The sequence below is a fragment of the Methylophaga thiooxydans DMS010 genome (genome assembly GCF_000156355.1).
In the GTDB taxonomy this organism is placed as follows: domain Bacteria; phylum Pseudomonadota; class Gammaproteobacteria; order Nitrosococcales; family Methylophagaceae; genus Methylophaga; species Methylophaga thiooxydans.
In genome coordinates, this window is the sequence record NZ_GG657897.1 from 262,700 (window position 1) to 275,663 (window position 12,964).

Here is a 12,964-nt window from a genome sequence, read left to right on the forward strand (position 1 = left end):
ATCCTTAGAGTTTTTGTTTTTGGTGTTTTTCTAAACGCTTTTTAATGCGCTGACGCTTCAGGTTGCTCAGGTAATCTACAAATAACTTACCATCTAGATGATCGATTTCGTGTTGCACACAGGTTGCAAGCAAACCATCTGTAGTGAATTCAAAGTCTTCTCCTTGCAGGTTAACGGCTTTGATTTTGACTTTATCTGCGCGAATCACTGCTTCATAAGCTTCTGGCACGGACAAACACCCTTCTTCAAATTCGCGCTCGCCTTCAGCAGCAACAATTTCAGGGTTAATCAAGACCAAAGGGTCACTTTTGTCTTCGGAGATATCAATCACCAGAATGCGTTTTTGTATATTAACTTGGGTGGCAGCAAGACCAATTCCCGGCGCGTCATACATTGTTTCCAGCATGTCGTCTGCGAGTTGTCTTATCTTGTCATTGACGTCGGTGATAGGCTCCGCTTTTTTTCGTAAGCGCGGATCCGGAAAGTGCAGAATATTCAAAATAGCCATGTTTGTACCTGTTTCAGTTCTGTTTTAAAAGGACCAGAACGCTGTCTTATCTTCTATTGTAGTCTGCTGGTGGCACGATGAAAAACCGCAACAGACACTTTGGCCGCGAAAAGCCGCGCCAAAGTGTCTGTTACGGCCGTTGTTCTTATTTTAACGAAGCGTAGTAAGCCGCTAAGTTGGCAATGTCGTCATCAGAGAGATTTGCTGCCATGGCATGCATTAATGCCGCATTACCGCCTTGACGTTCTTTGCTACGATAGGCCTGCAAAGCGGAGACCAGATATTCTTCGTTCTGTCCTGCCAAGTTAGGGTAAGCAGGCATTAGCGCCATACCATCAGCGCCATGACAGCTAGCACAGACTGCGGCTTTTGATTTGCCTACCGCCGCGTCACCGGCAGCGAAACTGGTTGGTGCCAGAGTTAAGGATGCTAAAGTAGCCAAGGTGATAGCAAAGATTTTCATAACAGTGCTCCATGAAAGCAAATTAAAGTTAAGCTAATACGGGCTTGGTGAAATGCCTCAAAGCAGTATGGAGACTATTTTATCACCGCTAAAGTTGCCTAATAGCTTGATAAGTGTTTACGCTTATAACACACTATATCCGTTGTTACTCAAAAATGGATCGGGGTAACGTTAATGTCCATGAGGATAGCTCAATGATACGACGCATTGTCTTAAGCCTGTTTTTTATTTTGTTAAGCCTGCCAATCGTGGCAAATGAAGTCGAACTCAATCCCGATCATCCAAAACGGTATACCGTCGTAAAGGGTGACACCTTATGGGACATTTCGGGTATGTTTCTGAAATACCCTTGGCACTGGCCAGACATTTGGTATGTCAACCCGCAAATTGAAAATCCACATCTGATTTATCCCGGCGATGAGCTTTCCTTGGTTTATCGTGATGGCAGACCGGTACTGGAGCTTAACCGTGGCAAGCGGGATGTAAAATTGTCTCCCCAAGTACGTGAAACCATGCTGGACAAACCGATTCCAACCATTCCGCTTTCAGCGGTTGGTCCTTTCTTGAGCAAACCTCGCGTTGTTGGCGCAGAGGTCTTGGATAATGCCCCATATGTTGTTGCCAGTGCCGATGAGCGTCTGATTTCAGCTTCGGGTGATTATGTCTATGCTCGAGGTGTAGAGCCGGATAGTTCTGACGACTTCGCGGTTTTCCGTGGCGGCAAAGTTTATACCGATCCGGATACCAGCGAGGTGCTAGGATACGAAGCGATTTACACCGCTGATGCGAGTTTAGTGACAGAGGGTGACCCTGCCAAAATGGACATCACTTATTCCAATCGTGAGGTTCAGATCGGTGACCGCTTATTGGAAATTGAAGATGAAAATTACGACCTGAACTTTATTCCACGCTCACCCGAGCAACAAATGGATGGTCGCATCATCTCGGTGTTCGACGGTGTTTCACAGGTCGGGCAATATCAAATTGTTGTACTAAATCTAGGCAATCGTGATGGTCTTGAAACCGGTCATGTCTTGTCAGTATGGAAAGCAGGTGAAACGATTCCTGATCAGGTGACAGCAGACCGCAAGGATGTGGTGACATTGCCTGATGAGCACGCGGGTGAAGCGATGGTGTTCAAAATTTATGAAAAAGTCAGCTTTGCCTTAGTGATGAAAGCCACCAAGGCCATTCACCTATACGACAGAGTGAAAAGCGCCCCATAAAAAGGATTTTTAAAGCGTGACGGTCGACAAGCACTCAGATATTGCTTGTTGGATTGCCTTGCAACGTGTTCACGGGGTCGGTCCAGTGAGCTTTGCTAAGCTGTTGGCGCAATTTGGCAGTCCACAGCAAGTGTTGCAAAACCCCAGCCAAGTAACAGGTATGAGCCAGTCCGTGATGGAAGGCTTGTACCGGCCTGACTGGGCGCAGGTAGAAGAAGATTTAGCCTGGCTAGACAACGATGGGCGTGAGGTTATTACACTTCACGATGCGCGATATCCTCAGTTACTGAAACAAATCTCTGATCCGCCTTGTTTGTTGTATGTTCAAGGAGAGGTTGCATTACTCTCGGAGTGGCAGCTCGCCGTTGTAGGGAGTCGCAACCCTTCAGCATCCGGTCGTAACACCGCATTTGATTTTGCGCGGTATCTCGCTGCAGGTGGTTTGGCCATTACCAGCGGCTTAGCAGCAGGCATTGATGGCGCGGCGCACAAAGGGGCTTTGGCTGGCGGCGGTAAAACAATTGCGGTGGTGGCGACGGGGTTAGATCGCGTTTATCCCGCTCAACATCGGCAGTTGGCACATGATATTGCTGCCAATGGCGCTATCGTGTCGGAGTTTCCGCTTGGCACCACGCCCAGAGCCGAACTGTTTCCACGACGCAACCGTATTATCAGCGGTTTGTCTTTAGGCACATTGATTGTTGAGGCTGCATTAAAAAGTGGATCATTAATCACTGCGCGGATGGCAATGGAACAATATCGGGAGGTGTTTGCCATTCCCGGTTCGATTCATAATCCTCTTTCTCGGGGTTGCCATCAGTTAATTCGCGAAGGTGCCAAGCTAGTCGAAACCGCCGACGACATTATTGAAGAGTTGGGTGCCTTGGCGGGGGTTGAAACTGACTTGCCTGCGGCACAGGATAGCGTCAGCGAAAAGCCGGAACGAGATGGTGATTATCAAATTTTATTTGAACATTTGGGATTTGACCCCATTTCTGTGGATAGCTTGATTGAAAATAGTGGATTGACGGCCGATGCCGTTTCATCCATGCTGTTATTACTAGAGTTACAAGGCGAGGTTGAATCGTTGCCAGGCGGCCGTTACGTGCGAACTGGTTCCTGAAATTAAGCAGACCCTCCTTCTAAAGAGAATCAAATGAAAGAAAATATCATTGATGTGTTGCTGTATTTATTTGAGAACTACATCGACACGGAAGAGAGTCATAAGCCCGATAAAGATGCGTTGGAATTGGAGTTGGAGCAAGTAGGGTTTCAGGAGCTGGAAATTCATAAAGCACTTGATTGGCTGGAGAATATGACCGTATTGGCCGATCAACCAGTGACCCAACATGCCACCATGCGCGTGTTTAGTGACAATGAGAAAGAGCGTCTCGATGTTGAATGCCGAGGTTATCTGCTTTTTCTGGAACAGGTTGGTGTTTTGGATGTCGAAACCCGAGAAGTTGTTATTGAACGAGTCTTGGCATTGGACACCGATGAGATTGATCTTGATCAACTCAAGTGGGTCGTTTTAATGGTGTTGTTTTATCAACCAGGTAGAGAAGTGGCATTTGCCTGGATGGAAGATCTGGTGTTTGAGGACATGGAAGCCGTTATTCACTAAGACATAGTGAGAACAGTTTGCTCTAACGTTGCCCGTCTCTACGGGCTTTGTTATTTATTGCGCTGGTTTTTTTGGTACTGGGGAATATGGGAAAGAAATTAGTCATCGTCGAATCGCCTGCTAAAGCGAAGACCATTAAAAAATATCTGGGTAAAGATGTCGAAGTACTGGCCTCATACGGCCATGTTCGAGATTTATTGCCAAAAGAAGGCGCTGTCGACCCCGCCAATGAATTTGCGATGAAATATCAGGTTATTGATCGCAACAGTAAACACGTTGATGCCATCGTTAAGGCAATGAAAAAAGCAGATGAACTCTATCTCGCAACGGATCCGGATCGCGAGGGAGAGGCGATTTCTTGGCATTTATTAGAGTTACTGAAAAAACGTGGCGCTCTAAAGAACAAAGAAACCCACCGTGTTGTTTTCCATGAAATTACCAAGCAGGCAGTCAATGATGCGGTAGCACATCCACGCGGCTTGTCGATGGATATGGTGAATGCACAACAAGCGCGTCGTGCTTTGGACTATCTGGTGGGATTTACCTTATCCCCACTGTTATGGAAAAAAGTCCGTCGTGGTTTGTCTGCTGGTCGAGTACAAAGTCCTGCGCTACGCATGATCGTTGAGCGTGAGCTTGAGATTGAGGCGTTTAAACCCAAAGAATATTGGACCATTGAAGCGGATGCCGTCGCCCAGAAAAAAGACTTTCAGGCTAAGTTAACGCATTTTGAAGGCGAAAAGCTGAGCCAGTTTACGGTCAATAATGGTGAACAGTCGGCTGATGTTGTTGCCAAGCTGACGAGCGCGGCCGAAGGCAAATTGCTGGTTACCAAAGTTGATAAAAAGCAACGTAAACGTAATCCTGCAGCACCCTTTACAACTTCAACCCTACAACAGGAAGCATCACGTAAACTAGGCTTTGGCGCGCAACGAACAATGAGCGTGGCACAGCAACTATACGAGGGTGTTGATACCGGTGAAGGCGCAGTTGGTCTCATCACCTACATGCGTACAGACTCGGTCAGCCTGGCTGCTGAAGCGATTGAAGAAATACGCGGTTTTATTGCTGAAAAATATGGCCAAAAAATGGTCCCCGGCAAGCCTCAGGAATACAAAACCAAATCAAAAAATGCGCAGGAAGCGCATGAGGCAATTCGCCCGACCTCAGTGTTACGCACACCAGAAGAGATGAAAGCGTATTTATCGGTCGATCAGTTGAAGCTCTATACCCTGATTTGGCAACGCACAATGTCCTGCCAGATGGTTCATGCCACCTTGAATACGGTTGCTGTTGATTTGGGTTGTGGTCAGGGTAATACATTCCGGGCTAACGGCTCTACGGTAGTGAATCCCGGCTTTATGAGTGTATATCTGGAAGGTAAGGACGATACCGGTAAAACCGATAAAGATGAGAACCTGTTGCCACCGATGGAAGTAGGCGAGGTGGTCGAGCTGAAAGCGATTCGACCCGAGCAACATTTCACCGAGCCGCCGCCGCGTTTTAGTGAAGCAAGTTTGGTGCGTAGTTTGGAAGAGCATGATATTGGCCGACCTTCGACCTATGCCAGTATTATTTCAACGTTACTGCAACGTGAATATGTTGAATTGGTCACTAAACGCTTCCATCCGACCGATGTGGGGCGTGTAGTAGGTAAGTTTTTGGTGGACCACTTCACCAAGTACGTTGACTACAACTTTACCGCGCAACTGGAAGACGAGCTGGATGCGGTCGCGCGTGGTGAAGAAGAGTGGATTCCTTTGCTGACGCGCTTTTGGGCACCGTTCAAAGAACAGGTAGAAACCAAGGATAAAGAAGTTCAGCGCAGTGATGTGACACAGGAACTGTTGGATGAAGACTGCCCGAAATGTGGCAATAAGCTCTCCAGCCGTTTAGGTCGTAGTGGCCGCTTTATCGGCTGTACGGCTTATCCAGAATGTGACTACACCCGTAATATTGATGGCGAAGAAACCAGCAACAATGAACCAGAGGTGGTGGAAGGACGGAAATGTCCGAAATGTGAGTCGGACTTGTGGATTCGTACCGGTCGCTATGGCAAGTTTATTGGCTGCTCTAGCTATCCGAAATGTAAACACATCGAGTCTTTAGAGCAACCTACCAATACCGGTGTCGATTGTCCGAAATGTAACAAGGGTGAAATCCTCACCCGAAAATCACGTCGCGGAAAGGTTTTCTATTCCTGCTCGGAATACCCAACTTGTGACTATGCCTTGTGGAATGAGCCACTCAAAGAAGCTTGCCCTAACTGTAGCTGGCCTATTTTGACCTTGAAGACAACGAAGAGCCGGGGCACGGAAAAAGTCTGCCCGCAGAAAGAGTGTGGTTTCACCGAAAAGGTGGAATCAAGCTAAAGATTTAGCTTTTTTTTGCGATCGATATGCCCCAGATCACGCTCTGGGGCAATCACGTCACGAACCACTTGTTTGAGTTCAGTGATCTCCGGGAAGCGACCAGCGTCTTTACGTGACCAGACACATTGATCATTGGCATAGACTTCAAAAATACCACCGGTGCCCGGTTTCAAGGTCAGCTCATCCAATTCACTATCAAATGTCGATAACAATTCCTGCGCCATCCAGCCTGCTCGCAATAGCCAGCGGCACTGGGTGCAATAAACGATAGTGACTCGTTGATTCATAATTATCTCTTGAGAAAATTAAAGATAATTACTCAGCCTGCAAAGCTGTAAAGGTTTGTTCAGCTTGCTGCATAGCGGTCTCGGTATCCGCTGACAAAACATTGAAATGCCCCATCTTTCTGCCGACACGTGCCGCTTGTTTACCGTAAAGGTGAAGTTTGATATTGGGCGCCGCAAGCAATTTATCCCAGTGTGGTTCGCTGTTTCTCCATACATCACCCAAAATATTCACCATCACTACCGGGCTTTCTAGGTCACAGTCGCCAGATGGCAAACCGCACAGCATTCTGACTTGTTGTTCAAACTGTGAGGTGTGGCAGGCATCTAATGTGTAGTGTCCTGAGTTATGCGGTCGAGGTGCAATTTCATTGGCAATAATAGCGCCTTCTTCAGAGACGAAAAATTCGACGGCCATTGTGCCAACATAGCCCAGCCCTTTGGCTATTTTATTGGCCATTTGAATCGCTTTTTGAGACAAGTCAGAACTAATGCCACTAGGTACGGTGGTTGTGTGCAGAATACCGTTTACATGCACATTTTCAGCGACAGGGAAGTTAGTAATCGAGCCGGTTTCACTTCTGGCAAGGACAACCGATACCTCACGTGCCAGATTGATGCGTTGTTCCAATACACACTCTTTTTTGTCTAAAGCGTCGAAGGCTTGATAGACATCATCCAGATTATTACAAGGGACTTGGCCTTTGCCGTCATATCCGAATGTAGCGACTTTAAGAATGGCAGGAAACTGGATGGCAGTCTCGGCCTCAGCAATATCTTCGCGGCGTTGGATAGGTAAAAAAGGCGCGGTAGCAATACCTTGAGAGGCGATAAATTGCTTTTCCACATTGCGGTTTTGAGTTGCTGCCAAGGCTTTAGAGGACGGATGTACCGTTGTTTTACTCTCCAGAAACGCGAGCGTTTGGGCTGGAATGTTTTCAAACTCTGTGGTGATTGCTGCGCACAACTGTGCCATTTCAGACAACGCTGTTTCATCATCATAAGGGGCACAAATATGCGAATCAGCAACGATGCCAGCCGGGCTTTGTGGATCCGGATCCAGAACCACCACTTTGTAGCCCATCGTTTGAGCTGCCGTTGTGAACATTCGACCTAACTGGCCGCCGCCTAACATGCCCAAAGTAGCACCAGGTAAAATCTGCGTATTCATATCAACCTCTTAAATCTTAACGCCTGCCAGAGCGTGATGTTCAGGAATGTGTGTGGCGGAGTGATTATCAACTCAGACACAGCGCGCACATCACTGTATTATTGTGGGGGTAGTGTCATTTCCAGCACACTTTGATGCTGATCTTCACGAAATTTTGTCAATTTTTCTGCAATGGTTGCATCGTGTAAGGCCAGTTGTGCAATCGCAAATAAAGCAGCATTGGCGGCACCGGCTTCACCAATGGCAAAGGTTGCAACGGGTATGCCCTTAGGCATCTGCACGATAGATAGTAGCGAGTCCTGACCTTTGAGATATTTTGATGGAACGGGAACACCAAGCACAGGCACTGTGGTACTCGCCGCCAACATGCCTGGCAGATGAGCTGCACCACCTGCACCCGCAATGATGCACTGCAGGCCACGCTGATTTGCGGTCTCAGCATACTCGGTCAAGAGATCCGGAGTGCGATGAGCCGACACTACTTTAGCTTCGTAGTGAATGCCAAAGGCCTCTAATTGTTCGACGGCTTTTTGCATTACAGGCCAATCACTGTTGCTGCCCATAACAACACCGACTAATGGTTTTTCCATGATCGTTCCGTTGCGGTTGTCGAAAAACAGTGCATTTTAGCTATTTTATTGAAAATAGGAAAATTTAACCGAGATTTTTTGGTCGCAATAATGACGGAATAATTGAATGGCAGGGCATCGATCGCTATAATAGTGGATCCTTTCTGCCGTATTTGGTCAACGCTCCTTGACGACAAACGCCAAGTACCGCCGGGTAACCGACGGGAGAGCAGTGACGGCGCTTAACTAATATGAAGGTACGTGACGTGAGTCAGCCAACAGAAATGAATCAAGGTCTTTACAGACCGCAATTTGAGAGAGACAACTGTGGTTTCGGTCTAATCGCCCAGATGGACGATAAGGCAAGCCATTGGTTAGTCGAAACGGCGATTGAAGCTTTGGGTAACTTAACCCACCGTGGTGCAATTGGCGCAGATGGTAAAACGGGTGATGGTTGCGGCCTGCTCCTGAAAAAACCAGATAGTTTCTTCCAGGCGATTGCCAAAGAACTTGGTTTTTCTCTGTCGCCGTTATACGCAGTCGGTATGGTGTTTTTATCTAACGACGATGCTAAAGCCAAAGCGGCTCAAGCGATTGTTGATGAAAAACTTGCTGCTAAAGGCCTGGAAGTTCTGGGCTGGCGTGATGTGCCGGTAGATGCAGAGTCTGCATGTGGTGAGCAAGCGCTGAAGTCATTACCGATGATGCGTCAGGTTTTCGTCAATGCGCCAGAAGGCATGAACGAAGCTGACTTTGAGCGCCAACTTTATATCGCACGACGCCTGGCTGAAAAAGCGATTACAGATGATCAGGACTTTTACATCACCAGTCTGTCATCACATGTTGTGTCGTACAAAGGCTTGGTTATGCCATCTTATCTGCCGGTCTTTTATAAAGATCTGAATGATAAGCGCATGGAAACCGCAATTGTTGTGTTCCACCAACGCTTTTCTACCAACACGATGCCGCAATGGCGACTGGCGCAGCCTTTCCGCATGCTGGCGCACAATGGTGAGATCAATACTGTACAAGGTAACCGTAACTGGGCCTTGGCACGTGGTGCAAAATTTGCGACATCGCTGATTGAAGATATGGACGAAATTCGTCCATTAGTAGGCACAACCGGTTCTGATTCATCCAGTATGGATAATATGCTGGAAGCCCTGTTGGCCGGTGGTGTCAGCATGTTCCGTGCAATGCGTCTGGTGATTCCGCCGGCATGGCAGAACGATCCGACTATGGATGCAGACCTGAAAGCATTTTATGACTACAACTCCATGCACATGGAGCCATGGGATGGTCCTGCTGGTGTCGTAATGACGGACGGTCGTTATGCTGCTTGTACGCTGGATCGCAATGGTCTTCGTCCTGCTCGCTATATCATCACGAAAGACCGCCACATCACGTTGGCGTCAGAAGTCGGTGTTTGGAAATACAAACCAGAAGATGTAGTTGCGAAAGGTCGGTTGAAACCGGGCCAAATGCTGGCAGTGGATACCCACACAGGTGATTTGTTGATGCCAGAAGACATCGACAATCAACTCAAGTCAGCGCAACCCTACAAACAATGGCTGGACGATAACCTGCAACGTCTTACAGACAGTGAAGACGATGAAACAGGCCCAACCCTTGAAGGCAATGAGTACAAAGTTTACGAAAAACTGTTCAATGTCACCTTCGAAGAGCGTGACCAGGTTATCCGTGTTTTAGGTGAAGCCGGTCAGGAAGCGATTGGCTCGATGGGGGATGACACGCCTTTCCCTGTTTTATCTCAGCACGTCCGTTCAGTGTATGACTATTTCCGCCAACAGTTTGCGCAGGTTACCAACCCGCCAATCGATCCTTTGCGCGAAAATATCGTTATGTCACTGGAAACCTGTTTCGGTGAAGAGCGTAACTTGTTTGAAGAAGGCGAAGATCACGCTCAGCGCGTTGTGGTTGCCTCGCCTGTTCTATCAGAAAGCCAATTCCGTCAGGTGAAAGCGTTGGGTGAAACCAATGCCGAATACAAATCGATTACCTTGTCGTTGAATTATGATGCGAACACAGGGTTGGAATCGGCGTTAGATGCATTATGCGATAAAGCAGAACAAGCTGTAGCGAATGGTACGGTGGTACTGGTGCTAAGCGATCGTGATATTACAGAGGGCACGCTGCCGATTCATGCCTTGATGGCAACGGGTGCAGTTCATCAACGTTTGATCCAAGCGGGTCTGCGTTGTGATGCCAATATGATTATCGAAACCGCGACAGCGCGTGACCCTCACCACTTCGGTACATTGCTGGGGTATGGCGCAACAGCGATTTATCCATACCTCGCCTACGCCAGCTTGAATGACATGATTCATTCGAATGAGATTAAAGCTCTTGATCGTGCTGAACTGGCGCGTCGTTACCGTAAAGGTATCAACAAAGGCCTGTTCAAAATCATCTCGAAAATGGGTATTTCAACCATTGCCAGCTACCGTGGCGCGCAATTGTTTGAAATTGTCGGCCTCAATGATGAAGTGGTTGATAAATGTTTCACCGCGACGACGAGTCGTGTCAGTGGTACCGGCTACGATGATTTACAAGCCGATGATAAAAAGCTGGCCAAACAAGCTTGGAATCAACGTAAGAAACGTGGTCAAGGTGGTTTGCTCAAATTCATCCATGGTGGTGAATATCATGCATACAACCCTGATGTTATCGCTACGCTGCAAAAAGCCGTGCAAGGTGGTAACTACGATGACTATAAAGCCTATGCCTCATTAGTTAACGAACGTGCGCCGATGGTGCTGCGTGACCTGATGAAGGTGAAACTGGCTGACAAACCTCTTGAAATTAATGATGTGGAAGACGTCAGTCACATTCTCAAGCGCTTTGACAGCGCGGGTATGTCATTGGGTGCCTTGTCACCGGAAGCGCATGAAGCGTTAGCTGTTGCGATGAACCGTTTAGGCGGTCGCTCGAACTCGGGTGAGGGTGGTGAAGATCCGGATCGTTTCGGCAATGAACGTGTTTCCAAGATCAAACAGATCGCTTCTGGTCGTTTTGGTGTGACGCCGCACTATCTGGTGAATGCCGAGGTGCTACAGATTAAAGTCGCACAAGGCGCGAAACCAGGTGAGGGTGGTCAGTTACCGGGCGGTAAGGTCAATCAAATGATCGCAAGCCTGCGTCACTCGGTGCCGGGTGTCACTTTGATTTCGCCACCACCGCACCATGATATCTATTCGATTGAAGATTTGGCACAGCTGATCTTTGACCTGAAACAAGTTAATCCTGAAGCCCTGGTTTCAGTGAAACTGGTCTCTCAGGCCGGTGTTGGTACGGTTGCTGCCGGTGTGGCGAAAGCCTACGCTGACCTGATCACCATCTCTGGTTATGATGGTGGTACTGGTGCCAGCCCGTTAACCTCGGTGAAATATGCCGGTGGTCCATGGGAGTTGGGGCTGTCAGAAGCGCATCAAACACTGCGTGCCAATGATTTGCGTGACAAAGTTCGTCTGCAAACAGACGGTGGTCTGAAAACCGGTCTGGACGTCATCAAAGCCGCAATTCTCGGTGCTGAAAGCTTTGGTTTTGGTACCGGGCCAATGGTCGCATTAGGCTGTAAATACCTGCGTATTTGTCACTTGAATAACTGTGCGACCGGTGTTGCAACACAGAACGAAAAACTGCGTACGCAACACTTTATTGGGTTGCCGCAAATGGTAATGAACTACTTCCAGTTCGTTGCCCGTGAAACGCAGGAATGGCTGGCAGCATTGGGTGTCAGCAGTTTGCAGGATTTGATTGGTCGAACCGATCTGCTTGAAATTCTGCCGGGTGAAACCAGCAAGCAGCAAAAACTGAATCTGCAACCTTTGTTATCAGATGCCGGTGTGCCTGCTGATAAACCAAAATTCTGCCTTGAGCCGAAAAACGAACCTTATGACAAAGGTGAGCTGGCTGAGCAGATGGTGGTCGACATTAAAGAGAGCATCGTTAACAAAACGGGCGGTGAGTTCAGCTACGATGTGCGTAATATCAATCGTTCTTTGGGTGCACGCTTGTCGGGTGAAATCGCCAAAGTGCATGGCAACTACGGTATGGCAGATAAGCCCATTCGTTTGCGCCTGAAAGGTTCAGCGGGTCAGAGCTTTGGTGTATTTAACGCCGGTGGTCTGGAAATGTACCTTGAAGGTGATGCTAACGACTACGTTGGTAAGAGTATGGCTGACGGTAAATTAGTTATTTACCCATCACCAGAAAGTGAATTTGAGACACAGGAAGCCAGCATCATCGGTAACACCTGTCTGTATGGCGCAACAGGCGGTGCCTTGTATGCTGCAGGTAATGCCGGCGAACGTTTTGCCGTGCGTAACTCAGGTGCTACTACAGTCGTTGAAGGCGTTGGTGATCACGGTTGTGAGTACATGACCGGTGGTGTCGTCGCCGTTCTGGGTGAAACCGGCCTTAACTTCGGTGCAGGTATGACCGGTGGTCTGGCATTCGTTCTTGATAGTGATAACAGCTTTGCTGAGCGTTACAACAAAGAGCTGGTTGAACTGGTTCGCATTGATACTGCGGAAATGTCAGAGCCTGCGTTGTTCCTGAAAGGCATGATTGAAGATCATGTACGTGAAACAGGCAGTGTCTGGGGCCATCAGCTGCTGGATGCATTTGACCAGCGCATTAAAGAGTTCTGGATGGTGAAACCTAAAGCCGCTTCGATGGACGGACTGTTGAAACTGGCCACTAAAGCCGCATAACGGACACAGTA

10 protein-coding genes are annotated in these 12,964 nt (G+C 48.1%); 5 read left to right on the top strand and 5 right to left on the bottom strand.

Annotated features, from left to right (window positions below):
* Nucleotides 1-4: 4 nt before the first annotated feature.
* On the bottom strand, nt 5-508 hold the full coding sequence (gene def, locus MDMS009_RS08185; protein WP_008290908.1) for a peptide deformylase: 504 nt from the start codon (nt 506-508) through the stop codon (nt 5-7).
* Nucleotides 509-653: 145 nt separating this feature from the next.
* Nucleotides 654-971 (bottom strand): c-type cytochrome, encoded by a 318-nt coding sequence (locus MDMS009_RS08190; protein ID WP_008290888.1) that lies wholly within the window; start codon nt 969-971, stop codon nt 654-656.
* A 194-nt stretch (nt 972-1,165) separates the two neighbouring features.
* Between MDMS009_RS08190 and MDMS009_RS08195 the strand changes: the two genes are divergently transcribed.
* The 4 genes from MDMS009_RS08195 to topA all read left to right on the top strand — a co-directional run bounded on the left by MDMS009_RS08195 (nt 1,166) and on the right by topA (nt 6,193).
* The gene (locus MDMS009_RS08195; RefSeq protein ID WP_008290923.1) at nt 1,166-2,197 is read left to right on the top strand and encodes a LysM peptidoglycan-binding domain-containing protein; all 1,032 of its coding nucleotides are present in this window, start codon (nt 1,166-1,168) and stop codon (nt 2,195-2,197) included.
* 16 nt (nt 2,198-2,213) lie between these two features.
* On the top strand, nt 2,214-3,320 hold the full coding sequence (gene dprA / locus MDMS009_RS08200) for a DNA-processing protein DprA (RefSeq protein ID WP_043888069.1): 1,107 nt from the start codon (nt 2,214-2,216) through the stop codon (nt 3,318-3,320).
* 33 nt (nt 3,321-3,353) lie between these two features.
* Nucleotides 3,354-3,821: a DUF494 family protein gene (locus tag MDMS009_RS08205; RefSeq protein ID WP_008291036.1), complete on the top strand. Its 468-nt coding sequence runs from the start codon at nt 3,354-3,356 to the stop codon at nt 3,819-3,821.
* 86 nt (nt 3,822-3,907) lie between these two features.
* Nucleotides 3,908-6,193, top strand: a complete 2,286-nt coding sequence (topA, locus tag MDMS009_RS08210) for a type I DNA topoisomerase (protein WP_043888070.1) — start codon at nt 3,908-3,910, stop codon at nt 6,191-6,193.
* On the opposite strand, the gene MDMS009_RS08215 is transcribed toward topA, so the two are convergent.
* The 3 genes from MDMS009_RS08215 to purE form a co-directional block, all read right to left on the bottom strand.
* Complete coding sequence (locus MDMS009_RS08215) at nt 6,190-6,480, bottom strand: SelT/SelW/SelH family protein (protein WP_008290976.1); 291 nt, start codon at nt 6,478-6,480, stop codon at nt 6,190-6,192. The genes topA and MDMS009_RS08215 overlap by 4 nt on opposite strands.
* 28 nt (nt 6,481-6,508) lie before the next feature.
* Entirely contained in the window at nt 6,509-7,648 is a 1,140-nt protein-coding gene (locus tag MDMS009_RS08220) for a 5-(carboxyamino)imidazole ribonucleotide synthase (RefSeq protein WP_008291159.1), read from the bottom strand.
* A gap of 98 nt (nt 7,649-7,746) precedes the next feature.
* Complete coding sequence (purE, locus tag MDMS009_RS08225) at nt 7,747-8,238, bottom strand: 5-(carboxyamino)imidazole ribonucleotide mutase (RefSeq protein ID WP_043888071.1); 492 nt, start codon at nt 8,236-8,238, stop codon at nt 7,747-7,749.
* 230 nt (nt 8,239-8,468) lie between these two features.
* Between purE and gltB the strand changes: the two genes are divergently transcribed.
* The gene (gltB, locus tag MDMS009_RS08230) at nt 8,469-12,953 is read left to right on the top strand and encodes a glutamate synthase large subunit (protein ID WP_008291003.1); all 4,485 of its coding nucleotides are present in this window, start codon (nt 8,469-8,471) and stop codon (nt 12,951-12,953) included.
* Nucleotides 12,954-12,964: the final 11 nt, after the last annotated feature.